Genomic DNA, 22,737 nt, shown 5'->3' on the forward strand with positions numbered 1-22,737 from the left:
ACCGCGACAACTCTTGCGTTTTCGCGAACCCGGAGTCGCTCAGGCGGCCCGTCCCCGCCAAGGTCGGACCGCGAATGCGCAGAAGTTGTCGCACTCGACGTCGACGGCGACAACTTTCGCGTTGTCGCGAACCCGGAGTCGCTCAGGGCGGCCCGTCCGCCACGGGCGGGACCGCGAGTGCGCAGAAGTTGTCGCACTCGACCATCGAGTGCGACAACTCCTGCGTTCTGGACCGGGCGGGAGCGAGGGTGCCCGCGCCCGCACGCCGAGCGGACTCTAGGCCTCCGCGCCCGTCGCGACGGCGCGGCCGGGGGTGTTCGACCACTGCGACCACGAGCCGGGGTACACGGCCGGCGCGAAGCCCGCGAGGGTGAGCGCGACCGCGTCGGCCGCGGCCGTCACTCCGGAGCCGCAGTAGACGCCGACGGGAGCGTCGGCCCGGACGCCGACCGCCTCGAAGCGCGCACGGAGCTCCGACGACGGCAAAAAGCGCCCGTCCGAGCCGACGTTCTCGGTCGCGGGCGCGTTCAGCGCCCCCGGGATGTGCCCGGCGCGCGGGTCGATCGGCTCGACGTCGCCGCGGTAGCGCTCGGGCGCCCGCGCGTCGAGCAGCACGCCGAGCGAGGGGAACTCGGCCGCCTCCTCGATGTCGAGCACCGGCAGCGCGCCGTAGGCGAGCTCGACGTCGCCGGGCGCGGGCGTGACCGGCCCGGTCTCGAGCGCTCGACCGGAGCCGGTCCACGCGCGGAGCGATCCGTCGAGCAGGCGCACGTCGGCGACTCCGGCCGCGCGCAGCAGCCACCACGCGCGGGCCGACGAGAGGTTCTTCAGGTCGTCGTAGACCACGACGGCCTGGCCCCGGCGCAGGCCCCAGCCGTGCGCCGCCTCCTGCAGCGCCTCGATCGGAGGCAGCGGGTGCCGCCCGTCGCCGGGGTCGCCGTGCGCCGCGAGCTCGTGGTCGAGGTCGACGTAGACGGCACCGGGGAGGTGCCCCTCGAGGTAGGCGGGACGGCCGTCGGGGCGGTCGAGGCGCCAGCGCACGTCGAGGACGAGCGGCGGCTCGGGCGACGCGAGCGCCGCCTCCAGCTCGTCGGGCGTCACGAGGACGTCGCTGCGATCGGGGATGGCGGATTCGTCGGGGATGTCGGTGTCGGAGGAAGCAGTGTCGGTCATGTCCGTCCTTTCGAGTGCGCTCACAGCGCGGTTCCGGGATTCAGGATGCCCTGCGGATCGAAGAGCCGCCGCACCGCGCGCTGCAGGGCGACGACGTCGGGGCCGAGCTCGCGCCGGGCCCACTCGCGCTTCAGACCGCCGACGCCGTGCTCGCCGCTGACGGTGCCGCCGAGCTCGAGGGCGAGGGCGAAGACCGCCTCGGCCGCGGCGTCGGCCTGGGCGCGTGCCGCCTCCGACTCGTCTCGCACCCGGATGATCGGGTGCAGGTTGCCGTCGCCCGCGTGCGCGAAGACGTAGACGTCGGCTCCGGTGCGGGCGGCGATCGCGTGGATGCGGCGGATCGCCTCGGCGAGCCTCGACCGGGGCACCGCGATGTCCTCGATCAGGACCCGGCCGCGCGCCTCGATGGCCGGCAGGGCGTCGCGGCGAGCGGCGGCCAGGGCGAGGCCCTCTGCGGCGTCGAGCGTGGTCTCGACACCGGTGGCGGTCAGCGCGAGCACGGCGCGCACCGCCTCGATCTCCTCCGCCGCGCCGAAGCCGTCGGTCTGCACGAGGAGGAACGCGCCTCCGCGGGAGGCGAGGTCGGAGCCGCGCAGGGCGTCGATCGCCTCGAGGGTGCGGTCGTCGACGAGTTCGAGGACGCTCGGGCGGAGCCCGGCGAGCCCGAGGGCGACCGCCGCCTCGGCTCCCGCGGCGACATCGGCGAAGAACGCCGCGGCGGTCGCGGTGACGCGGGGGCGCGGCAGGAGGCGGAGTGTCGCGCCGACGACGACGCCGAGACTCCCCTCCGACCCCACGACGAGAGCGGTGAGGTCGAGGCCGACGACGCCCTTCACGGTGTCGCGCCCGAGGTGCACGAGGGAGCCGTCGGCGAGCACCACGTCGAGGGCGAGCACGGCGTCGCGGGTCACCCCGTACTTGGCGCCGCGCAGGCCGCCCGCGTTGGTGGCGATGTTGCCGCCGATGGTCGAGATCTCGACGCTGCCGGGGTCGGGGGCGTAGAGGAGGCCGTGGCGGGCCGCGGCGCGATCGAGGTCGGCGGTGATCACTCCCGGCTCGACGCGCGCGATGCCGTCGACGGCGTCGATCGCGAGGATCCGGTCGAGCCCCGAGACGTCGAGCACGATCGCCCCCTCCCCGGCGCTGGCGGCGCCCGCGAGTCCGGAGGCGGCACCACGGGTCACCACGGGGATCCCGTGTGCGGAGGCGTAGGCGAGCGTCGCGCGGACCTCGTCGACATCCCGGGCGCGCACGACTCCGACGGGCTCGCCGGCCGGCGACCAGCCCGAGCGGTCGGCGCGGGCGACGACGGGGGCGATGGTCGGCGCGGCGGCGCTCACGCCTCCACCCGCGTGATGATCGGCGCGGTCGCCGCCGACGCCTTCACCCGCTCGAGGAAGAGCACCACGGTCGCGGCGGCAGAGCGGTGCGTCGCGTCGTTCAGGGCGTCGTGCCGCCCGTCGGCGACGAGGTGGATCTCGGCCCGCGGGGCAGTGCGGTAGAGGGCCACCGCCTCCGCGACGGGGCTGATCGCGTCGGCCCCTCCGTGCAGCGCGAGCAGCGGCACGCGCACGGCGCTCGCCGCGACGGCGAGCAGCTCCGGAGGCAGCACCGCGTCGCGCGCACCCGCGTCGGTCTCGCGCGCCAGCACCCCCGCGTGGTTCGGGCAGGCGGTCCGCTCGGCGATGCCCTCGCCTCCCTCTGCGCGGACGGGCAGACCGGCGACGATCACGGCGTCGACCGCGTCGTGGTGGGTGGCGGCGATCTCGAGGGCGACGGCCGCGCCCGCGTCGGAGCCGACGAGGACCACGGGCGTGACCGCGGCGGGGTCGCGGAGGAGGTCGAGCGCCGCCTCCCGCACGACCTCGGCCGTCGCGTCGCCGAGGGCGCGGACGCGGTAGGCGTCGCGGGCGAGGCGGGTGCCGAAGCGCTCGTAGACGGCGGGGGTCTCGCCGCGACCGCCGAGGACGATCAGCGTGCCGCGGGGCGCGATGCCCTCGGGCTCGTCGAAGCTGCGGGCGAGGAGGACAGGGGTGGTGACGGTCATGCGGGGACTCCTTCGGGAGAGGGGACGGAGAGCTCGGCGAGCGGGAGCGGCGCGGCGGCCGCCTCCCGCCCGCGGAGCCCGAGGAGGTACTGGAGGCGCTCGCTCACGGGAGCGGGGACGCCGGCTCGGCGGGCGAGCAGCACGACCTCGCCGGTGAGGTGGTCGACCTCGCTGCCGGCGCCGCGGGCGAAGCTCTGCCAGGTCGAGAGGCGGCCGGCGGTGTGACCGGTGACGGGCTCGACCCGGAGGCGAGTGCCGTCGTCGTCGGCGATCGTGCGGCCGTTCGCGGTGAGCGCGAGGCGCGCCTCCGCGACGAGCAGCTCGCGCAGGGCGGCCCGCTCGTCGTCGGGGCCGGTGAAGAGGTCGAGGCCGTTGACCGCGTTCGCGAGCAGCTTCCGCGCCTTCCACGCGCCGATGTCGGGCACGGCCCGGGCCGCGAAGCCCGCGTCGCGGAACGTCGCGGCGAGCACCGGAGCCAGGGCGTCGTCGGCGTCGGGGTGCCGGCCGATCCAGAGCGCGCCGACGGTCGGGAACGACGGCGACACGACCTCGCCGGGGATGAGGAAGCTGGCCGCGATGCCGATCGAGACGCCGAACACGTCGGCGAAGCGGCGGAGCGCCAGGTCCTCGGCGGCGAGCCCGTTCTGGAAGGTGAGCACCGGCAGCTCGCTGCCCGCTCCCCCGTCGGCCAGCGGCGTCCACGCCCACTCGGCGAGCGCCGTCTCGGCGTCCTGCGCCTTCACGGTGAGGACGAGCACGTCTCCGCGCCGCGGCGCTGCCTCGAGAGGCCCGCTCGCGACCTGCACGCGCACGATCTCGTCGCCCGCCGGCCGTCGGAGGCGGAGCCCGTTCTCGCGCACCAGGCGGAGGTGCTCGCCGCGCGCGATCAGCACGACGTCCTCCCCCGCGAGGTGCAGCTGCGCCGCGACGACCGAGCCCACCGCCCCGCCGCCGATGACGAGGAATCGCCCGCTCACGAGGCCACCGCCGAGGTTCCGGGGATCGCCGCCAGGAGCGCCCTGGTGTACTCCGCCTCCGGCGAGCGGAAGACGCGGGAGGTGCTGCCCGCCTCCTCCACCCTGCCGCGGTTCAGCACCACGATCTCGTGCGACACCTCGGCGACGACCGCGAGGTCGTGCGAGACGAAGAGGTAGGCGACGCCGAGATCGCGCTGCAGCTCGACCAGCAGCTCGAGGATCTGCGCCTGCACCGACACGTCGAGCGCCGACACCGGCTCGTCGAGCAGCACCAGGTCGGGGCCCAGCGAGAGCGCTCTGGCGATCGCCACGCGCTGCCGCTGGCCGCCCGAGAGCTCGGCGGGCAGGCGCGCGAGGAAGGAGTCGGGCAGCCCGACGCGGTCGAGGAGCTCGTGGGCGCGGGCGAGGCGGGCGACGCGGTCGCCGACGCCGAAGGACACGAGCGGCTCGACGACCGACTCGAGCACCGTGAAGCGAGGGTCGAGCGCCGCGAACGGGTTCTGGTGCACCAGCTGGATGCGCCGCCGGAGCGGCCGCCACTGCTTCTCGCGCGCCGTGGTGAGGTCGGCGCCCTCGACGAGCACCCGGCCGCTCGTGGAGCGCTCGAGGCCCAGCGCGATGCGCAGCGCGGTCGTCTTGCCCGAGCCCGACTCCCCCACCAGCGCCAGCGTCTGCCCGGCGCGCACCGAGAACGAGACGTCGTCGAGCGCCCGGAAGTCGGCGCGCCGTCCCGGGAGCGAGAACTCCTTGACGACGTTCTCGAGGCGCAGGATCTCGGGAGCCGGCTCGACGTTCTCGAGGCGCAGGATCTCGGGAGCCGGCTCGACGTGCTCGAATCGCGGCACGATCCTCCCGCCGTGCCCCAGGCCGGGGGCGGCGGCGAGGAGGGCGCGCGTGTACTCCTGCCGGGGCGCGACGAGGATCTCGGCGGGCGGACCCTGCTCGACCACCTCGCCCGCGCGCATCACCAGCACGCGATCGGCCCGGTCGGCCGCGACCGCGAGGTCGTGCGTGATGATCAGCAGCGCGATCCCCTGGTCGCGGACGAGCGACTGCAGGTGGTCGAGGATCCGCTTCTGCACGGTGACGTCGAGGGCCGAGGTCGGCTCGTCGGCGATGATCAGCCGCGGCTTCCCCGCCAGCGCGATCGCGATCAGCGCGCGCTGGCGGAGGCCCCCGGAGAGCTCGTGCGGGTACTGCCGCGCCCGCAGCTCCGGATCGTCGATGCCCGCCTGCCCGAGCGCCTCGAGCACCTCGGCGTCGACCGAGCGGCGGTCGACGCCGCGCAGGCGCACGGCCTCGGCGATCTGCGCGCCGATCCGGAGGGTCGGATCGAGCCCGACCATCGGGTCCTGCGGCACCAGGCCGACGAACCGTCCGCGGAGGCGGCGCAGCTCCTTCTCGGAGGCGCGCGTCACGTCGTCGCCGGCGATCTCGATCGAGCCTCCGGTGATGCGCCCGGCGGTGGGCAGGAGCCCCAGGACGGCGTTCGCGGTCGTCGACTTGCCCGACCCCGACTCGCCGACCACGGCGACGATCTCGCCCGGCGCGATCTCGAGCGACAGCTCGCGGACGACGATCTGCGCGTCGTAGGCGACCGAGAGGCGGTCGAGCCGCACGAGCGCGCTCATCGCTGCACCTCCTCGACGGTCTTCGCCACGTGGTTCAGCGAGAACACCAGGAGGCCGACGAACAGACCGGGCAGGAGCGAGAGCCACGGACTGGTCACCAGGTAGTTGCGGCCGCTCGAGATGAGCGTGCCCCACTCCGCGGCGGGCGGCGCCGCTCCGAAGCCGAGGAAGCTCAGCGCGGCCACGGCGATGATCGCGGTGCCCAGGTCGAGCACCGCCAGCACGGCGACCGGGCCCCACGAGTTCGGGAGCACGTGCCGCGCGAGGATGCGCAGGCGGGTGGCGCCTCCGGTGCGGGCGGCCTCGACGTAGGGCAGCGTCTTCACCCGCAGCACCTCGGCGCGGGTGGTCCGCGCGAAGCCCGGCAGGATCCCGATGCCCACGGCGAGTGCCACGGGCAGCGTGCCGAAGCCGATCGCGGTGACGATCGCGAGCGCCAGCAGCAGCCCGGGGATCGCGAGCAGCACGTCGACGATCCGCATGACGACCGCGTCGACGACTCCGCCCGCGTAGCCCGAGACCACCCCGAGCGCGAGACCGCCGACCAGGGCGATCGCGATCGCGATCACCGTGGCCTGGATGGTCAGCGACCCGCCGTGCAGGACCCGCGCGAACAGGTCGCGGCCGAGCTCGTCGGTGCCGAAGAGGTGGGCGGCGCCGGGTGCCTGGAGCTTGTCGGCCGGCGCGGTCGCGTACGGGTCGTAGCCGGTGAACAGCGCTGGGGCGATCGCCGACACCAGCACGAAGACGGCGAAGGCGAGCGCGATCACGAATCCGGGGCGGCGGAGGAGGAGCCGGAGCGTTCTGAGGCGCCGTGCGCTCCTCCCGTGCGCGGCGCGCTCGCGGGGCGGGGAGGCGGCCGTCACGGCTGTCTCGTCGCGGGTCAGTTCGAGCGTCATGGCCGGCTCGCCTTCGCTGTCGTGGTGATGCGCGGATCGAGGAGGGGGTAGAGCAGGTCGACGAGGAGGTTGATCCCGACGAAGACGGCCGCGGCCAGAACCACGACGGCCTGCACCACCGGCACGTCCTGGGTGAGCACCGACTCCTGGGCGAGCGTGCCGATGCCCTGCCGGGCGAAGATCGTCTCGGCGACGATCGCGCCGGTGACGGTGTTGCCGGCCAGGACGCCGAGGATCGTGAGCGTCGGCAGCGAGGCGTTGCGGAACGCGTGCCGCCACTGGACGGCACCGCGGGAGAGCCCCGTGGCGCGCGCGGTGGTGATGTACGCCTCCCGCTCGACGTCGGCGAAGCTGCGGGTCAGCACCTGCGCGAGCATCGCCGAGGTGGGGATCGCCATCGTCACCGCCGGCAGGATCAGGCTCGCCGGCGTCGCGCTGCCCGTGGAGGGCAGCAGGTGCAGGGTGAAGGCGAAGAACTGGATGAGCAGCAGGCCGATCCAGAACCCGGGGAACGCGACGCCCGCGGAGGGCAGCCGGCTCAGCACCACCTTGAGCGGACGCCACCGCACGTACGCCGCCAGGTAGGCGAGCGTCGTGCCGCCGACGAGCGCGAGCCCGATCGCGAGGGCGCTGAGCTGCAGGGTTCCCGGCAGCTTCTCGGCGATCAGCTCGGTGACCGGGATCCCCTTGGTGATGGAGGTGCCGAAGTCTCCCCGCAGAGCACTGCCGAGCATGTGCAGGTACTGCTGCCAGACCGGCTGGTCGAGCCCGTAGCGCGCCTGCGCCTCGGCGAGCTGCTGAGGGGTCAGGGAGTCGAGCTCGACGTTGTTGGCCGAGAGCAGCAGGGCGAGCGGGTCGCTCGGCAGCAGCCACAGCACGGCGAAGGTCACGGTGTAGGCGGCCCACAGCACCAGCACCGCCTGCCCGAGCCGGCCGGCGAGGTAGCGGCCGAGGCCCGAGGGGGCCGAGCGGGTGCCCAGCCTCCCCGGTGCCGCCGCGGTCGCGAGGGTCGTCACGGCTGGATCCAGGTCCCGGCGAAGTCGCCGAACGCCTCCGAGGTGAAGCGGAAGCCGTGCACCGCCGACGACACGCCCGCGAGCTGCACGCGCTCGGCGAAGGGGAACACCAGCGCGTTGTCGAGCAGGTAGTCCTGCAGCTCGGCGTAGACCGCCGCTCTCGCCGTCGTGTCGACAGTCTGCACGCCCTCGTCGAGCAGCGCCTGCACCTCGGTCGCCTGCTCGGCGGTGAAGTTGTTGACCGCCTGAGCCTTCGATCCGGCGTACCGGGAGTCGATGATCCACTGGATCACTCCCGGATCGGCACGCGTGTAGTAGGTCGAGATCAGGTCGTAGTCACCGCTGTTCAGCACGTCGGCGCGCTGCGCGTTCGTGATCACGTTCAGCTCGAGGTCGATGCCCACCTGCTTGAGCTGGTCCTGGATCAGCTGGTCGCCCGCTCCGAACTGCGCCACGATCGGCACCGAGAGGGTGAGCTTCTGCCCGTCCCTGTAGCGGTAGCCGTCGTCGCCGAGCGCCCAGCCCGCCTCGTCGAGCAGCTCGCCCGCTCCGTCGGCGTCGAAGGCCAGCTTCGAGGACTCGTCCTGGTAGAAGGGCGTCGTCGTGTTGTAGACGCTCGTCACGGCCGGGTAGTCGGCGCCGAAGATCGTCGAGGCGTAGGTCTCGCGATCGATCGCCTTCTGCACGGCCTCGCGCACCCTCTGTTCCGAGAGGATCTTCCCCTCGGAGACGTTCGGGTAGTAGTCGCTCGCGGGGCCCGGCAGCGACCGGCTCTCGACGGTGTCGCCGTTGCCGGTGATCACCGCCTGGTCGTTCTCCGAGATCGGGTTCCGGCCCCAGGCGATGTCGATCTCGTCGCTCGTGAGCTGGCCGACGCGGACGCTGTCCTCGGCGACGTAGGTGACGTCGATGCCGTCGAGGTACGCCTCCCCCGGGTTGTCGCGGAGGCCGGAGCCCCAGGCGTAGCCGGCGCGCTTGTCGAGGGTGATGCCGGTGCCCGGCGTGTAGTCGCTGAGGGTGAAGGGCCCGGAGCCGACCACGGCCCCGAGGCAGCGCTCCTCGGGCGTCTTCTCGTACGACGAGGCGGCGAGGATCGCGAGATTGGTGGTCGACGTGCCCTGGAGGAACGCGGCGTTGGGCGTCGAGAACGTCACCTTCACCGTGTCGGCGTCGACCACCTCCGTGCCCGAGTAGCCGGCCAGGTAGACGCCACCGTAGGCCGCGGGCAGCTGCTCGAGTGTCGCCTCGTCGTTGTCGAACGCCGTCTTCACGCTGTCGGCGGTGAAGGCGGTGCCGTCCGAGAACGTGACGTCGGTGCGCAGATCGAAGGTGTACTCGGTGCCTTCGTCATTGACGCTCCAGTCGGTCGCGAGCCAGGGCTCGATCTCGCCCGTCTCGGGGTCCTGGTCGGTCAGGGAGTCGGCGACGTTCCGGATCACGGTGCGGTGCTCGATCCAGTAGGTCTGGAACGGGTCGACGCACGAGAACGCGGCGTTGTCGGGGAAGAACGCGAGCGAGAGGCGGCCACCGGCCACCGGGGTCGCGTCGTCGGAGGCGGTGCCCGCGTCGGAGGATCCGGAGCAGGCGGTCAGGGCCAGGGAGGCGGCGAGGGTGAGCGCGGCGGCGCCGGCCCAGCGGGATCGTCGATGAGTCATGGCTGTGTGTCCTAAGAAGAGAGGGTCAGAACGCGGCAAGGGTGCGCGTGCCGGCGATCAGGAGGGCGGCGTCGTCCTGCGGCGGGTGCACCCGCGAGGCGAGGACGTCGCGGAGGTGGCGCTCGAGGGGGTTGTGCCGCGTGAGCCCCGGGTTGCCGAGGGCGGCGACGGCGGTCTCGACCGCCGCGACCGCCGAGCGGGTGGCGAGCAGCTTGCCGACGACGAGGCGCTCCGCGGCCCGCGGATCTCCCGCGTCGACGCGGGCGGCGAGCGAGAGCAGCACCTCCTCGGCCTGCACGAGCTGCGCCTCGATCTCGCCGGCGACCGAGCGGATGCGCTCCGTCGTCGCGATCGGGCGTCCGAGCGAGGTCGGGATCCGCTCGTTCGCGAACTGGACGAAGAAGCTCTGCGCCGCCCGCCCGATACCGACGTAGAGCGCCGCGACCGCGAGGCCGAATCCTCCGCCCGCCCCCGCCTCCGGAGCGAGCTGCGAGCGCGGGGTGCCGCGGAAGTGCTCCAGCGGCAGGCGGACCTGCTCGTAGACCACGTCGTGCGTGCTCGAGGCGCGCTGGCCCAGGTGGTCCCAGGTCTTCTCGATGCGGACACCCGGAGCGTCTCCCGGCACTATCGCGTGCGCGAGCTCGGGCTCGCCCGAGGCGCCCTGCAGGTCGACCGCCCAGACGAGGTGGTAGGCGAGCCCCTCGGAGCCGGTGGCGAAGCCCTTGCGCCCCTCGAGCACCCACTCGTCGCCGTCGGGGCGGATCGTCGTGGCGGGCAGTCCGCCGCGGGCGGGCGCGCCCCACTCGGGCTCGGCCCGCACCGCGTTCAGCAGCACCGGGCGCTCGGCGGAGTCGGCGAGGACGGTGCGGTAGAGCTGGTCGGGCCAAGTCGCCCCTCGGTCCTGCGCCGCGTGCTGCAGAACGGTCATCGCCGAGATGAGCGCGACGGCCGGGTCGCCCTGACCGAGCGCCTCGAAGATCCGGACGAGATCGACCGTCGAGGGCGGGGTCCCGCCGTAGCGGGAGCCGACCGCGACGGTGAGGAGCCCGGCGTCGTGGACGGCGCGGATCCCCTCCCACGGGAACTCGGCGGTGCGGTCGTAATGCTCGGCGGTCTCGGCGAGGCGGGCGGTGAGCCGGCCGAGCGCCCGGTCGGAGAGGTCGGGGACGAGGCGGGCGGGCGCGTCGAGGAGCGTCACGCGATCGCTCCGACCAGCTCGGTGCTCTCGAGCGGCGGCTGCGCGACGATCTCGCCGCGGCGGCCGGTGGCCTCGCGGTGCGCGAGCTCCTCCCGGACCAGCGGGATGAGGTAGCGCCCGTAGTCGACAGCGTCGTTCAGGTTGTCGTAGCCGCGGATCGAGATCAGATCGGCGCCGAGGTCGACGTAGTCGAGGATCGCCGCGGCGACGGTCTCCGGCGTGCCGACGAGGGCGGTGGAGGCGCCCTGCGCGCCGGTCGCGGTCGCGGTCGGCGTCCAGAGGGCGCGGTCGTGCAGATCCTTGCGGCGCGCGATGTCGAGCAGACGCTGCGAGCCGACGTTCGCAGGTCCCTCCGCGTCGGGCGTCTGCACCCAGAGGCCCTTCTCGCCCTTCCGCGGGTTCGAGGTCGTCGCCGAGCGGCTCTGCAGGATCCCGAGGATCCGGTGCGCCTTCTCCCACGCGAGCTCCTCGGTCGGCGCGATGATCGGCCGGAAGGTGACCCAGGTGCGCGGAGTGTCGGGGCGGCCGGCTTCGCGGGCGGCGTCGGCGATCCGGTCGATCTGCTGCTGGGTGTCGGCGAGCGGCTCACCCCAGAGCCCGAAGATGTCGGCGAGCGCGCCGCCCTGGCGGTAGGCCTCGTCGCTCGAGCCGCCGACCGAGACGGGGATGCTCCCGCGCACCGGCCGGACCCGCGAGACGAAGTCCTCGAAGCGGTAGTAGGCGCCATCGTGGTCGAACGGCTCCGTCGCCGACCAGACCCGGCGCAGGATCCGGATGTACTCCTCCTGGCGGGCGTACCGCTCGGTCTTGCCGAGGCGGTCGCCCTCGCGCGCCTGCTCGTGGTCGTTGCCACCGGCGATGAGGTGCACGACGGCGCGGCCGTTCGAGAGCTGGTCGAGGGTGGCGAGCGCCTTGGCGGCCACCGTCGGGTAGACCGTGTTCGGCCGCAGCGCCACGATCGGCTTCAGGTGCTCGGTGTACTGCGTGAGCGCCGAGGCGATGGTGAAGGGGTCGTGCCCGGCCGAGCCGTAGGGGACGAGCGTGTAGTCGAAACCGCCGTCCTCGAGGATCCGCGAGTAGCGGCGGAGGTAGGCGACGTCGATGCCCGGCTGGGCGAGGCCGTTGACCTCGTTGGAGCTGTTGACGTTGATCGCGGAGATGAACTCGACGGCCATGGTGGTGGTCCTTTCGAAGGGAGGTGCGCGAGGGCGCGGAGATGGTGCGCGGGCGCGGCGAAGCAGCCCGGAGGAGGGAGTCGACGGCGCTGCTCGAGGAGCGCGGGTCGCGTGCGGCGGGAGGCGCCGTGTCAGTGCGGGCGACGCGGAGGCGTCAGCGCCGGAGAGTCAGCGAGGGGCCGGACAGGAACATCCGCGCACCGACGCGAAGCGGTTCCCGCCCAGGAGCATTCGACGCTGGAGCATTCGCCCGGCCGGGGCTCCGACGCGCACCGCTCGGACCGCGCCGGAGGGCGCAGTCGAGACGAGGGCACGCGGGGAGGTCATGTCGTCGACGCTACGGTCGGGGCCGCTCGGGCGTCCAACGATGATTCCGGATGCGTTCCGATCGGCGAACCCGATCGTTGGTAAGACTTCGTCATCTTCGCGTCGCACGGGCATCACGAACGGACCTCGTGGAGCGGAGTCCGGGGGCGGGCGGGGCCGAACAGCTCGGCGAGCGCAGTGAGCGCCGTGTCCTCCACGTCCGGCGCGAGGCCCCGCCGCGAGACCAGGCGGAGGTTCACCGAGCCCAGTGCGGGCAGGTCGCGCCGCACCTCGAGTCCGTCGGCGACGGAGCCCCGGTGCGAGGTCGGCAGGACCGCGACTCCGACGCCCGCTCTCGCCGCGGCGATCACCCCCTCGAGCCCCGCGGACTCGGCGACGACCCGCACCTCGTGCCCGAACGCGCCGAGCTGCTGCAGGGCGCGCTGGCGCATCCCGCACGGCTCCGAGTAGGCGACGAGCGGGATCGGGGCGCCCTCGGGAGGCAGCCAGCCGGGCGCCGCGTACCAGTCGAGCGGCAGCGTGGCGACCTGGCGGCCCGGCAGATCGCCGCCGACCCCGAGGATGACCGCGAGGTCGAGCACCCCGCGGGCCACCGCCTCCGCGAGATGGGTGGAGCGGTCGAGAGAGAAGGTCAGCGGCCGGTCGTCGAAGGCGCGGCGCAGGGTCTCGAGGAGGCGCGGCAGCAGCTGCTCGGCGGCCGGCTCGGTCAGGCCCAGGGCCAGCGGGTTCTCGCTCGCCGCGTCGAGGGTCTCGAGCGCGTCGTCGTGCACGGCGAGGATGCGCCGGGCCTGCACGAGGAGGCGCTCGCCGGCCGGGGTGAAGCGGGCCCTCCGCCCGACCTTCTCGATGAAGGTGCGCTCGAGCCGGCGCTCGAGGGTGCGGACGTGCTGCGACACCGTCGGCTGGCTGATGTGCAGCGCGACGGCCGCCCGCCCGAACCCGCCGCAGTCGGCGATCGCCACGAGCGTGCGCAGGTGGACGATGTCGAGGGTCTCGGGCATCCCCCGACGGTACTGAGGGCCCTCGCTCGCCGAGGTCGCCGCCGCAACACGCCGACATCTGCCGCGGATGCAGGAGCGGACGAGACCCCGGAGGATCTCGTCCGCTCGACGCTCTCGCTGCAGGATCGAGCTGCCGCGAGGTCAGGCGCCGGAGGGAGCCACGTAACCGCTCGGCTGCCGGTTCCAGAGGGCCCGGTCGTTCGCGCTGTAGACGACGAGGTTGGCGTCGCTCTGGAGCACGAGGACCGCACCCGGATTGCCTCCCGTCGCGGTCGACCACAGCGCGCGGCCACCGGCGCTGTAGACGACGGCGTTGCCGTCCGCCTGCATGACGAGACGGTTGCCCGCCCCACTGGTGCCGGTGCTCCAGAGGGCGCGCTGCGGGTTGCCGGGGTACCCCCTCGTGTAGACGACGAAGTTGCCGTCGCTCTGCATCGCTCCGAAGAGGAAGCTGTCGAGCGATGTCAGCGACTGACCGGCGACGAGCTGAGACCCGGCGGCCAGCGCGTTGCGGTACGTCGGCGCCGGCGGGAACTGCTGGGTCGACCAGATTGCCTGGCCGGTTCTGGAGTAGAGGACGAGGTTGCCGTCGGTCTGCATCACGAGGCGGTCCTCGTTGTAGCCCGAGGTACCGGTGAACCAGACGGCGCCCTGCCCGGCGACGCTGACCAGGTCGCCCGCCCGCAGGACGAGCTTCGTCCCCCCGCTGGTGCCCGCGCTCCAGCTCAGTCCGAAGGGTGCGTAGACCACGAAGTTCCCGTCGTTCTGGTACACGGCGCGGTATCGACCGTCGGCCGAGACGAGTGCCTGCCCTCGATCGAGCTGGCGGCCGTCGAGCAGGGTGTCCTCGCCGCGGCTCGCCCAGAGAGCTGCACCCGACGCCGAGTACGAGACGAGGTTGCCATCGTTCTGGATCGCGAGGAAGGCCGGCGCGCCGCGCCCGGCGCTGCCGCTGGACCAGAGTGCTGCGCCCTGCGCGGAGTAGATCACGATGTTGCCGTCGCTCTGGAGAGTCAGGGTGTTCCCCGCGCCCTGGGTCGAGCTGACCCAGACGGGCCGACCGCTCGGGTTGTAGACGACGGCGTTGCCATCGGTCTGCAGGGCGAAGGTGTACGTGCCCCCTTCGTTCGCCGCGGCAGAGACGAGCTGCTCGCCGGCCTTCAGAGTTCCTCCGACCTCGAGGCGATCACCGACGGCCACGGCGGCGGATGCGGCCTCCGTCGAGACCCGGGTGGCGGGAGCCGCGAGCGCCGGCGCTGCGACGACTCCGCAGCTCAGCGTGGTGGCGAGGACGGCGGCCGCGATGCGGCTGCGGGTGGACAAGGTCATGAAGATCCCCCTTCGTGCGTGGACCGCGTCATCGCGGGCCCCTCATCCTCACAGCTGCGGGCCTGCGTGCCATCCACCACGCGGCCGACGCGGGAGCGGACGGGACCCCCGAGGATCCCGTCCGCTCCCGCTCCCACGGTGGGGCTCAGTGCGCGACGACCGGCTCCGCCCCTGCTGTCGGCGCGATCGCGTCCGACTTCCGACGGAACAGCAGCACCGACAGCACCGCGCCGAGGGCGAAGAAGCCCGCGCCCCAGCCGTAGGCCACCGCGTAGCTCTGCACCGCTGCCTCCGCCGCTGTCGTGGCGGTCGCGGGAGCGTGCGAGGCGAGGTAGTCGGTGACCGCCGTCGCGGCGAGCGTGTTCAGCAGCGCCGTGCCGATCGATCCGCCGACCTGCTGACTCGTGTTGACCATCGCCGACGCGACTCCGGCGAAGCGCATGTCGACCCCGCGGGTCGCCGTCTGCATCGAGCCGGGCATGATCGAGCCCATCGCGAAGCCGAGCACCATCAGCGCCGGCAGGACATCGGCCGCATAGACGCTGTCGAGGTCGAGGCGGGTGAGCAGCAGCATCCCGATCACGCCGAGCACCATGCCGAACGGCACCATGATCTTCGGACCGAAGCGGGGCAGGAGCAGGTTCGTCGACAGCTGCGCGGCGAGCACCAGCATGCCGATCATGGGGAGGAAGGAGAGCCCGGTCTGGATCGGCGAGTAGCCCAGCGACACCTGCAGGAAGTAGGTGACGAAGAGGAAGATGCCGAACATCCCGGCACCGGCGATCAGCACCGACAGGTAGGCGGCGCCGCGATCGCGGTCGAGCACGATCTGCAGCGGCAGCAGCGGGTGCTCGGTGGTGCGCTGGCGCAGCACGAATCCGACGAGCAGCACGACCGCCGCGGCGAGCGGGACCCAGGTCATCGGCGAGTCCCAGCCGTCGGTCTCGGCGTTCGCGAAGCCGAAGACCAGGCCGAACAGAGCGGCCGAGACGAGGATCGTGCCGGGGACGTCGAGCTTCGGGCGGGGGCCCGTGCGGTCGATGGCCGGGACGAAGACGATCGCGCCGATCACCGCGACGACGGCGATGATCACGTTGATGTAGAGGTTCCAGCGCCAGTCGAAGCTCTCGGTCAGCACACCGCCGAGGAGCAGGCCCACGGCGCCGCCGGCACCCGCGATCGCGCCGAAGACGCCGAACGCGCGCGCCCGCTCCTTCGGAACGGTGAAGGTCGTGGTGAGGACCGCGAGGGCGGTCGGTGCGAGGAGGGCGCCGAAGACGCCCTGGAGCGCGCGAGCCGCGATCAGCAGCTCGAAGTTCGGTGCGGCGCCTCCCAGGGCGGAGGCGATGGCGAAGCCGATCAGGCCGATCACGAAGGTGCGCTTGCGGCCGATGAGGTCCGAGAGGCGCCCGCCGAGCAGGAGGAGGCTGCCGAAGGCGAGCGAGTAGGCGGTGACCACCCACTGGCGATCGCCGTCGGAGAAGCCGAGGTCGGCCTGGGCGGCGGGGAGGGCGATGTTCACGACGGTCGAGTCGAGCACCACCATGAGCTGGGCGAGTCCGACGGCGACGAGCGTCCACCAGCGGCGGTTCGAGGGGGCCGGGACCGCGGGGGCGGTGACTACCGGCAGTGAGGAGGTCTGCGACATGAGGGAGACCATATACGAGACTCGCGAGTTTCGGAACTGCGTAGTTCAGTATTTGTCGTAGAATTCACACAGGCCGTCATCCGGGCGGCCGAGAGACCGACAGGAGAAGCCGCGATGACGCCGCCCCCCTCCCCCTCCCTCGAGTCGGAGGCGCCCGCGCGCCCCGGCCGTCGCCGCGATCCCCAGCGCGACGTCGAGATCCTCACGGCCGCCCTCGACGTGCTCGCCGAGACCGGCTACGACGGGATGACCATCGACATGGTCGCCGCCCGAGCCCGCGCCGGCAAGGCCACGCTCTACCGGCGCTGGGACTCGAAGGCCGAGCTTGTCGTCGAGGCCCTCGCCTGCCTCAAGGGCGCCGACCTCTCGGAGGACGCACTCCCCGACACCGGCACCCTGCGCGGCGACCTCGTCGCACTGATCAAGCCGCGCACGATGGAGGACGCCGAGCGCAAGCTGCAGATCATGGCCGGAGTCGTCGCCATGATCACGAAGTCGCCCGAGCTGTCCGACGCCGTGCGGGCCGCGATCGTCGAGCCGCGCGCGCGAGCGAACGCCTTCCTGCTTCGCCGGGCGGTCTCGCGCGGCGAGATCACGCGCGACATCGACATCGAGCTGCTGGCGCTGCTCACGCCGTCGATGGTCGCCTACCGCGTCCTGCTCCTCCGCGAGCCGGTCGACCGCGCCTACCTCGTCTCGCTCGTCGACGACATCCTGCTGCCCGCGGTGGGGCTGCGCAGCGGGGAGTGATGCTGCGTCCTTCGACGCAGTGGCATCGAAAGGCTCAGCGGACGGGCGAAGGCCCGCCTCCTACTGGGAGGCGGGCCTTCGCTACGCAGTCACGTCAGTAGTCGTACGAGTCGCAGGCCTGACCGTTCTCGGGAGTTCCGTCCAGCCGGGCGAAGTCGCCGTACCACTGCCCCCAGTAGAGGAAGTAGTTCTGCGCTTCCGCCTGGCTATCGAAATCGGGGCAGTCAACATCAGCGGGCCGAGCAGGCGCTGGTCCGGGACCCGGCTGCGGCGCCGGCGCCGGCTGATTGCTCTGCCACAGCGGTCGACCCGAAACGGAGTAGATCACCAGGTTGCCGTCGTTCTGCATGACCATGCGGGCGCCTCCGTTGCCGCTGGTGCCCGACTGCCACCTGACCTGATTGCTAGCGGAGTAGATCACCGCATTGCCGTCGGTCTGCATCACCAGGCGGTTGCCGCCACCCGAGGTGCCGGCGCTCCAGCGTGCCGATCCGCCGCTGTAGACGACGAAGTTCCCGTCGGTCTGCATCGCCGCCTCGCTGCCGCCGTCGGTCGAGCGGAGGCTGCGACCCGAGCCGAGTTCGTTGCCCGAGAACAGCGTGTCCTCGATGGCGGGAGCAGGCGGTGCCGGCGGCGTGTAGCTCGACCAGAGTGCGCGACCCGAGGCCGAGTAGATCACCAGGTTGCCGTCGTTCTGCATGACCATGCGGGCGCCGCCGTTGCCGCCGGTCCCCGACTGCCACAGCGCACGACCGCCCGAGGAGTAGACCACCGCGTTGCCGTCGGTCTGCATCGCGAGGCGGTTGCCTCCGCCCGAGGTGCCGGCGCTCCAGCGCACGGAGTTCCCGCTGTAGACGACGAAGTTGCCGTCGCCCTGCATCACCGCGCGCGAACCGCCGTCGCTCGAGAGCAGCTGCTGGCCCGAGCGGAGCTCACCGCCTCCCGAGAGCACGTCGCGCAGGACAGGCGCCGGGGGCGTGTAGCTCGACCACAGCGCGCGACCCGAGGCGGAGTAGATCACCAGATTGCCGTCGTTCTGCACGACCATCCGCGCGCCCGGGTTTCCGGAGGTGCCCGACTGCCAGCGGACGCCGCCGCCCGAGGAGTAGACGACCGCGTTGCCGTCGGTCTGCATCGCGAGGCGGTTGTCGGCTCCGGAGGTCCCGGCGCTCCAGCGGACGGAGTCGCCGCGGTAGACCACGAAGTTCCCGTCGGACTGCATGACGGCGCGCGAGTCTCCGTCGGTCGAGAGGATCTGCTGAGCGGAGCGCAGCTCGGATCCCCCGCGCAGAGTGTCTCCGCTGACCACCGGAGGGGTCGAGTTCGACGACGCCCAGGCGGCGGTGCCGTTGCTGCGGTAGATCACCAGGTTGCCGTCGTTCTGCATGACCAGGTAGGCGCCGGGGTTGCCGCCCGTCCCCGAGCTCCACACCGGACGGCTCGTGGGCGTGTAGATCACCAGGTTGCCGTCGCTCTGCATGACGATGCGCGAACCGCCCGAGCCCGCGGTGCCGGTGCTCCACCGCGCGTTGAGGGTGTCGTCGTAGACGACGGCGTTCCCGTCGGACTGCAGGGTGAAGCGGAAGAAGCGGTTGGTCGACGTGATGCTCTGGTTCGGGGTGAGCGACTGACCGGCGGTGAGGCGGTCGCTCCGCACGGCCGGCGGAGGCGTGGGCGTCCGGGTCGGCGTCGGGGTGGCCGTCGGGGTCGGAGTCGGGGTGGGAGTCGGCGTCGGCGTCGGAGTCGGGGTGGCCGTCGGCTCGGCGGTCGGCGTCGCGGTCGCCGTCGGCTCGGCGGTCGGTGTCGCCGTCGCCGTCGGGGTAGGCTCTGGGCTCTCGGTCGGGGCGACGACGGACGGCAGAGCCGAGGCGCTCGGAGCGAGGGCCGCCGCACCTCCCGTCGCGAGGAGACAGGCCAGAGTGAGCGCCGCGAGGCGGCGGTGGTGGAGCTGTGGCACGGGGGGCCCTTTCACGGTGCAGGTGGGGGCGATCGCCGCTCGTCATCGGGCGGCATGCGGAGCCTGGCACGCGCTCGTCGCGACGGTCCATCCCTCCTGAGTAGAACCACCGCGTCCCCTCGAGCACCGCCGAGGACCGAGCGGCGGCGGTCCCCGACCGTCGGCGGATCCGGGCAGGCCCCGCAGCGCTCGGGGCGACTGGCGCGGAGCGGGTCCGCGAGTCTCCTAAAATCGGAGCCATGTCGAAAGTGTTGAGCAGTCTGCCCGTGGGCGAGCGTGTCGGAATCGCATTCTCGGGAGGCCTCGACACATCCGTCGCCGTCGCCTGGATGCGCGAGAAGGGTGCGATCCCCTGCACCTACACCGCCGACATCGGCCAGTACGACGAGCCCGACATCGAGAGCGTGCCCTCGCGCGCCGCCCAGTACGGCGCCGAGATCTCGCGTCTCGTCGACGCGAAGAGCGCTCTGGTCGAGGAGGGCCTCGTCGCCCTGCAGTGCGGCGCCTTCCACATCCGCTCCGGAGGCAGGACCTACTTCAACACCACCCCGCTCGGCCGCGCGGTCACCGGCACGCTCCTGGTGCGCGCGATGCGCGAGGACGGCGTCGACATCTGGGGCGACGGCTCCACCTACAAGGGCAACGACATCGAGCGGTTCTACCGCTACGGACTGCTCGCCAACCCGCGTCTGCGCATCTACAAGCCCTGGCTCGACGTGCAGTTCGTCAACGAGCTCGGCGGCCGCACCGAGATGTCGGAGTGGCTGGTCGCCCGCGGATTCCCCTACCGCGACGCCACCGAGAAGGCGTACTCGACCGACGCCAACATCTGGGGTGCGACCCACGAGGCCAAGCGCCTCGAGGAGCTCTCGAGCGGCATCGAGCTCGTCGAGCCGATCATGGGAGTCGCGTCGTGGCGCGACGACGTCGAGATCGCCTCCGAAGTGGTCACCGTGCGCTTCGAGGCCGGCCGGCCCGTCGCGATCAACGGCACCGAGTACACGGATGCGGTCGCCCTCGTCCTCGAGGCGAACGCGATCGGCGGGCGCCACGGCCTCGGCTCCTCCGACCAGATCGAGAACCGGATCATCGAGGCGAAGAGCCGCGGGATCTACGAGGCGCCGGGCATGGCCCTTCTGCACCTCGCCTACGAGCGCCTGCTGAACGCGATCCACAACGAGGACACCCTCGCCAGCTACCACGCGGAGGGCCGCCGCCTCGGCCGCCTGATGTACGAGGGCCGCTGGCTCGACCCGCAGTCGCTCATGCTGCGCGAGTCGCTGCAGCGCTGGGTCGGCTCGGCCGTCACCGGCGAGGTGACCGTGCGCCTGCGCCGAGGCGACGACTACACGATCCTCGACACGACCGGACCGGCGCTGAGCTACCACCCCGACAAGCTGTCGATGGAGCGCGTGGGCGACGCGGCGTTCGGCCCCGAGGACCGCATCGGCCAGCTCACGATGCGCAACCTCGACATCGCCGACTCGCGCTCGCGTCTCGAGCAGTACGCCGCCGCGGGCCTCGTCGGCGGCTCGACGGCCGAGCTGGTCGGGCACCTCGAGATCGGCGAGGGCGAGGCGATCACCGAGGGTGGCGGCTCCGCCGCGGCCGACGCGCTCGGCCGGGCGACCGACCTCGCCTCCGAGGGCGCCGCGTTCGACGCCGGCACCGACTGACACCCTGCACGCCGAAAGCCCCCGTGCACGCCGCTCCTCGGAGTCTGGCGTGCACGGGGGCTTCTGTCGTGCACGCGCGGGTCGATCCGCACCTCCGGCTCGCAGAGACACGTTCGGCTCGCAGGAGTCGCCGGACTGAGCGAGCCGATCGCGGTTCCGCGCGCCGGAGGTGGGTCAGGAGTCGCGCGACTCGCGCAGCAGGGCCAGCGCCGCGTCGACCGTCGCCACCGACTGCGCGGAGTCGACGCGCGCCAGCACCAGCGCCGCGACCAGCAGCGACACCAGCACGTCGGCCTGCTGCGCCCGCCAGTCGGAGTCGGCGCTCGGCCAGCGCGAGGCGACCCCCGCGCGCATCGCGGCCAGCAGCTCGGCGCGGTAGTCGGCGATGACCTCGCGCACCGCGTCGTCGCGCGCGATCGGCGCGCCGGCCGCGTTCAGCAGGAGGCAGCCGCTCCGCGCCGAGATCGAGGCCCGGTCGGCGAGTGCGCCGCGCAGCCCCGTGAAGTAGTCCTCGAGCGCTCCGGAGGCGACCTCTCCCGTCACGAGCGGCGCCAGCCGAGGCCGCACCACCTCGTCGAGGTAGCTCTGCACCGCAGCGTCGAACAGCCCGCGCTTGCTGCCGAACGCGTGGTAGAGACTCGAGCGGCCGACGCCGGTGGCGATCTCGAGCTCGGGGAGGGACGCCTCCTCGAAGCCGCGCTCCCAGAAGACGGCGCGCGCGGCCCGGACGACCGCACCGGTCTCGAAGCCCTGCAGCCGACCCATCGCGCCTCCTCGGTTGTGTAACGCTCGATCCAGTATGTTCTGGACCGACCATTACACAATCAGGAGGCTCCCGTGATCGTCATCGGACTCGTGCTCGCGGTTCTCGCCGCCCTGCTGCACGTCTACATCTTCGTTCTCGAGTCGCTCCTCTGGACCACTCCGCGCGCCCGCTCGACCTTCGGCACGACGCCGAGCGAGGCCGAGATCACGAAGCAGCTCGCGTTCAACCAGGGCTTCTACAACCTGTTCCTCGCGATCGTGACGATCGTCGGAGTCGTGGCGCTCGCCTCCGGGGGGACGGCGGTCGGCGCCGCCCTGGTCTTCACCGGCACCGGCTCGATGGTCGCCGCCGGGCTGGTCCTGCTGCTCTCCTCGCCCGCGAAGCGGCGCGCAGCCCTGACCCAGATGACGCCGGGTCTGCTCGCGGTCCTCGCCCTCGCGATCGGCCTCCTCGCCTCCTGAACCGCCGCTCCATCCCGAAAGGTCTCATGATCACCAGCACTCAGATCCAGCTCGTCCGCCGCCCCGACGGCTGGCCCGTCCACGACGACTTCCGCACCGTCGAAGTCCCGTACGACGAGCCGGCCGACGGAGAGGTCCGCGTCGAGAACGCGTTCCTCTCGGTCGACCCCTACATGCGCGGGCGCATGAACGACGTGAAGAGCTACACCCCGCCCTACGCTCTCGGCGAGACCATGACCGGCGGAGCGATCGGCCGGGTCACCGCCTCCGCCGACCCCGCCGTGCCCGTCGGCAGCGTCGTGCTGCACCAGCGCGGCTGGCGCGACATCGCCCAGGGACCGGCCTCGCAGTTCCGGGTCGTCGACGAGATCCCCGGAGCGCCGCTCTCGCTCCGGCTGGGCGTCCTCGGCATGACCGGGCTCACCGCCTACGTCGGGCTCACCGCGATCGCGGGCATGAAGGAGGGCGACACCGTCTTCGTCTCGGGCGCCGCAGGAGCGGTCGGCTCGGCCGCCGGGCAGATCGCGCGCCTGCTGGGGGCCTCCCGCGTGATCGGATCCGCTGGCTCAGCCGAGAAGGTCGCACTGCTCACCGGCACGTACGGCTATGACACCGCGTTCGACTACCACGCGGCTCCCGTGCGCGAGCAGCTCGCGGCGGCGGCGCCCGACGGCATCGACGTCTACTTCGACAACGTCGGAGGCGACCACCTCGAGGCCGCGCTCGATGCGTTCCGCGACGGCGGGCGTGCCGCGCTCTGCGGCGCCATCGCCGGCTACAACAGCACCGAGAGCGTGCCCGGCCCCGACAACATGGCGAACATCATCACGCGCGGGCTCACCCTCCGCGGCTTCACGCTGAGCGGCTACCTGGATCACGCGGCAGAGTTCAACCGCCACATGGCGGGCTGGTTCGCCGAGGGCCGGATCGCCTACGACGAGACGGTGGTGGACGGCATCGAGAACGCCGTCGACGCGTTCCTCTCGATGATGCGCGGCGCCAACACCGGCAAGATGGTCGTCCGCCTGTAGGGCGGACAGTGAGGCGTCCC

At 72.6% G+C, this 22,737-nt stretch carries 19 protein-coding genes; 4 read left to right on the forward strand and 15 right to left on the reverse strand.

The window, feature by feature from the left end; translation table 11 throughout:
• Positions 1 to 276: 276 nt before the first annotated feature.
• The 13 genes from B9Y99_RS08905 to B9Y99_RS08965 form a co-directional block, all read right to left on the reverse strand.
• Positions 277 to 1,173: a sulfurtransferase gene (locus tag B9Y99_RS08905; RefSeq protein WP_085476111.1), complete on the reverse strand. Its 897-nt coding sequence runs from the start codon at positions 1,171 to 1,173 to the stop codon at positions 277 to 279.
• Between the two features lie 20 nt (positions 1,174 to 1,193).
• Complete coding sequence (locus tag B9Y99_RS08910) at positions 1,194 to 2,513, reverse strand: FAD-binding oxidoreductase (protein ID WP_085476112.1); 1,320 nt, start codon at positions 2,511 to 2,513, stop codon at positions 1,194 to 1,196.
• Positions 2,510 to 3,220 carry an alpha/beta hydrolase gene (locus tag B9Y99_RS08915; RefSeq protein ID WP_085476113.1) on the reverse strand — a complete coding sequence of 237 codons (711 nt, stop codon included), beginning with the start codon at positions 3,218 to 3,220 and terminating at the stop codon, positions 2,510 to 2,512. The genes B9Y99_RS08910 and B9Y99_RS08915 overlap by 4 nt, the downstream gene beginning before the upstream one ends.
• The gene (locus tag B9Y99_RS08920) at positions 3,217 to 4,197 is read right to left on the reverse strand and encodes a ketopantoate reductase family protein (RefSeq protein ID WP_085476114.1); all 981 of its coding nucleotides are present in this window, start codon (positions 4,195 to 4,197) and stop codon (positions 3,217 to 3,219) included. Before B9Y99_RS08920 ends, B9Y99_RS08915 begins: the two co-directional genes overlap by 4 nt.
• On the reverse strand, positions 4,194 to 5,828 hold the full coding sequence (locus B9Y99_RS08925; protein ID WP_085476115.1) for a dipeptide ABC transporter ATP-binding protein: 1,635 nt from the start codon (positions 5,826 to 5,828) through the stop codon (positions 4,194 to 4,196). Before B9Y99_RS08925 ends, B9Y99_RS08920 begins: the two co-directional genes overlap by 4 nt.
• Positions 5,825 to 6,727 carry an ABC transporter permease gene (locus tag B9Y99_RS08930; RefSeq protein WP_085476116.1) on the reverse strand — a complete coding sequence of 301 codons (903 nt, stop codon included), beginning with the start codon at positions 6,725 to 6,727 and terminating at the stop codon, positions 5,825 to 5,827. The genes B9Y99_RS08925 and B9Y99_RS08930 overlap by 4 nt, the downstream gene beginning before the upstream one ends.
• Entirely contained in the window at positions 6,724 to 7,743 is a 1,020-nt protein-coding gene (locus tag B9Y99_RS08935) for an ABC transporter permease (protein ID WP_244274805.1), read from the reverse strand. The genes B9Y99_RS08930 and B9Y99_RS08935 overlap by 4 nt, the downstream gene beginning before the upstream one ends.
• Positions 7,740 to 9,398 carry an ABC transporter substrate-binding protein gene (locus tag B9Y99_RS08940; RefSeq protein ID WP_085476117.1) on the reverse strand — a complete coding sequence of 553 codons (1,659 nt, stop codon included), beginning with the start codon at positions 9,396 to 9,398 and terminating at the stop codon, positions 7,740 to 7,742. Before B9Y99_RS08940 ends, B9Y99_RS08935 begins: the two co-directional genes overlap by 4 nt.
• 25 nt (positions 9,399 to 9,423) lie before the next feature.
• On the reverse strand, positions 9,424 to 10,596 hold the full coding sequence (locus B9Y99_RS08945) for an acyl-CoA dehydrogenase family protein (RefSeq protein ID WP_085476118.1): 1,173 nt from the start codon (positions 10,594 to 10,596) through the stop codon (positions 9,424 to 9,426).
• Positions 10,593 to 11,771, reverse strand: coding sequence for an LLM class flavin-dependent oxidoreductase (locus B9Y99_RS08950; RefSeq protein ID WP_085476119.1), 1,179 nt, complete (start codon positions 11,769 to 11,771; stop codon positions 10,593 to 10,595). The genes B9Y99_RS08945 and B9Y99_RS08950 overlap by 4 nt, the downstream gene beginning before the upstream one ends.
• 440 nt (positions 11,772 to 12,211) lie before the next feature.
• A complete protein-coding gene (locus B9Y99_RS08955; protein WP_085476120.1) occupies positions 12,212 to 13,099 on the reverse strand; it encodes a LysR family transcriptional regulator in 888 nt (295 codons plus the stop codon).
• Positions 13,100 to 13,240: 141 nt separating this feature from the next.
• Positions 13,241 to 14,428, reverse strand: a complete 1,188-nt coding sequence (locus B9Y99_RS08960) for a hypothetical protein (RefSeq protein ID WP_085476121.1) — start codon at positions 14,426 to 14,428, stop codon at positions 13,241 to 13,243.
• Positions 14,429 to 14,573: 145 nt separating this feature from the next.
• Positions 14,574 to 16,076 carry an MFS transporter gene (locus B9Y99_RS08965; protein WP_085476328.1) on the reverse strand — a complete coding sequence of 501 codons (1,503 nt, stop codon included), beginning with the start codon at positions 16,074 to 16,076 and terminating at the stop codon, positions 14,574 to 14,576.
• Positions 16,077 to 16,190: 114 nt separating this feature from the next.
• Between B9Y99_RS08965 and B9Y99_RS08970 the strand changes: the two genes are divergently transcribed.
• Positions 16,191 to 16,826 carry a TetR/AcrR family transcriptional regulator gene (locus B9Y99_RS08970; RefSeq protein ID WP_085476122.1) on the forward strand — a complete coding sequence of 212 codons (636 nt, stop codon included), beginning with the start codon at positions 16,191 to 16,193 and terminating at the stop codon, positions 16,824 to 16,826.
• A gap of 94 nt (positions 16,827 to 16,920) precedes the next feature.
• On the opposite strand, the gene B9Y99_RS08975 is transcribed toward B9Y99_RS08970, so the two are convergent.
• Positions 16,921 to 18,783, reverse strand: coding sequence for a hypothetical protein (locus B9Y99_RS08975; RefSeq protein ID WP_129587941.1), 1,863 nt, complete (start codon positions 18,781 to 18,783; stop codon positions 16,921 to 16,923).
• A 239-nt stretch (positions 18,784 to 19,022) separates the two neighbouring features.
• Here B9Y99_RS08975 and argG point away from each other — a divergent pair, with 239 nt between their 5' ends.
• Positions 19,023 to 20,459 (forward strand): argininosuccinate synthase, encoded by a 1,437-nt coding sequence (gene argG, locus B9Y99_RS08980; RefSeq protein ID WP_085476124.1) that lies wholly within the window; start codon positions 19,023 to 19,025, stop codon positions 20,457 to 20,459.
• Between the two features lie 174 nt (positions 20,460 to 20,633).
• On the opposite strand, the gene B9Y99_RS08985 is transcribed toward argG, so the two are convergent.
• The gene (locus tag B9Y99_RS08985) at positions 20,634 to 21,224 is read right to left on the reverse strand and encodes a TetR/AcrR family transcriptional regulator (protein ID WP_085476125.1); all 591 of its coding nucleotides are present in this window, start codon (positions 21,222 to 21,224) and stop codon (positions 20,634 to 20,636) included.
• A gap of 72 nt (positions 21,225 to 21,296) precedes the next feature.
• Between B9Y99_RS08985 and B9Y99_RS08990 the strand changes: the two genes are divergently transcribed.
• A complete protein-coding gene (locus B9Y99_RS08990; protein WP_085476126.1) occupies positions 21,297 to 21,686 on the forward strand; it encodes a DUF1304 domain-containing protein in 390 nt (129 codons plus the stop codon).
• 26 nt (positions 21,687 to 21,712) lie between these two features.
• The gene (locus B9Y99_RS08995; RefSeq protein WP_085476127.1) at positions 21,713 to 22,717 is read left to right on the forward strand and encodes an NADP-dependent oxidoreductase; all 1,005 of its coding nucleotides are present in this window, start codon (positions 21,713 to 21,715) and stop codon (positions 22,715 to 22,717) included.
• The last annotated feature ends 20 nt before the right edge of the window (positions 22,718 to 22,737 follow it).

The sequence above is a fragment of the Rathayibacter oskolensis genome, from assembly GCF_900177245.1.
GTDB lineage: Bacteria > Actinomycetota > Actinomycetes > Actinomycetales > Microbacteriaceae > Rathayibacter > Rathayibacter oskolensis.

Bases quoted from the DNA above. Each gene is read 5' to 3' on its own strand.
- B9Y99_RS08905 (WP_085476111.1), bottom strand. From the start codon at position 1,173: ATGACCGACACTGCTTCCTCCGACACCGACATCCCCGACGAATCCGCC.
- B9Y99_RS08915 (WP_085476113.1), bottom strand. From the start codon at position 3,220: ATGACCGTCACCACCCCTGTCCTCCTCGCCCGCAGCTTCGACGAGCCC.
- B9Y99_RS08925 (WP_085476115.1), bottom strand. From the start codon at position 5,828: ATGAGCGCGCTCGTGCGGCTCGACCGCCTCTCGGTCGCCTACGACGCG.
- B9Y99_RS08930 (WP_085476116.1), bottom strand. From the start codon at position 6,727: ATGACGCTCGAACTGACCCGCGACGAGACAGCCGTGACGGCCGCCTCC.
- B9Y99_RS08940 (WP_085476117.1), bottom strand. From the start codon at position 9,398: ATGACTCATCGACGATCCCGCTGGGCCGGCGCCGCCGCGCTCACCCTC.
- B9Y99_RS08950 (WP_085476119.1), bottom strand. From the start codon at position 11,771: ATGGCCGTCGAGTTCATCTCCGCGATCAACGTCAACAGCTCCAACGAG.
- B9Y99_RS08955 (WP_085476120.1), bottom strand. From the start codon at position 13,099: ATGCCCGAGACCCTCGACATCGTCCACCTGCGCACGCTCGTGGCGATC.
- B9Y99_RS08960 (WP_085476121.1), bottom strand. From the start codon at position 14,428: ATGACCTTGTCCACCCGCAGCCGCATCGCGGCCGCCGTCCTCGCCACC.
- B9Y99_RS08965 (WP_085476328.1), bottom strand. From the start codon at position 16,076: ATGTCGCAGACCTCCTCACTGCCGGTAGTCACCGCCCCCGCGGTCCCG.
- B9Y99_RS08970 (WP_085476122.1), top strand. From the start codon at position 16,191: ATGACGCCGCCCCCCTCCCCCTCCCTCGAGTCGGAGGCGCCCGCGCGC.
- argG (WP_085476124.1), top strand. From the start codon at position 19,023: ATGTCGAAAGTGTTGAGCAGTCTGCCCGTGGGCGAGCGTGTCGGAATC.
- B9Y99_RS08985 (WP_085476125.1), bottom strand. From the start codon at position 21,224: ATGGGTCGGCTGCAGGGCTTCGAGACCGGTGCGGTCGTCCGGGCCGCG.
- B9Y99_RS08995 (WP_085476127.1), top strand. From the start codon at position 21,713: ATGATCACCAGCACTCAGATCCAGCTCGTCCGCCGCCCCGACGGCTGG.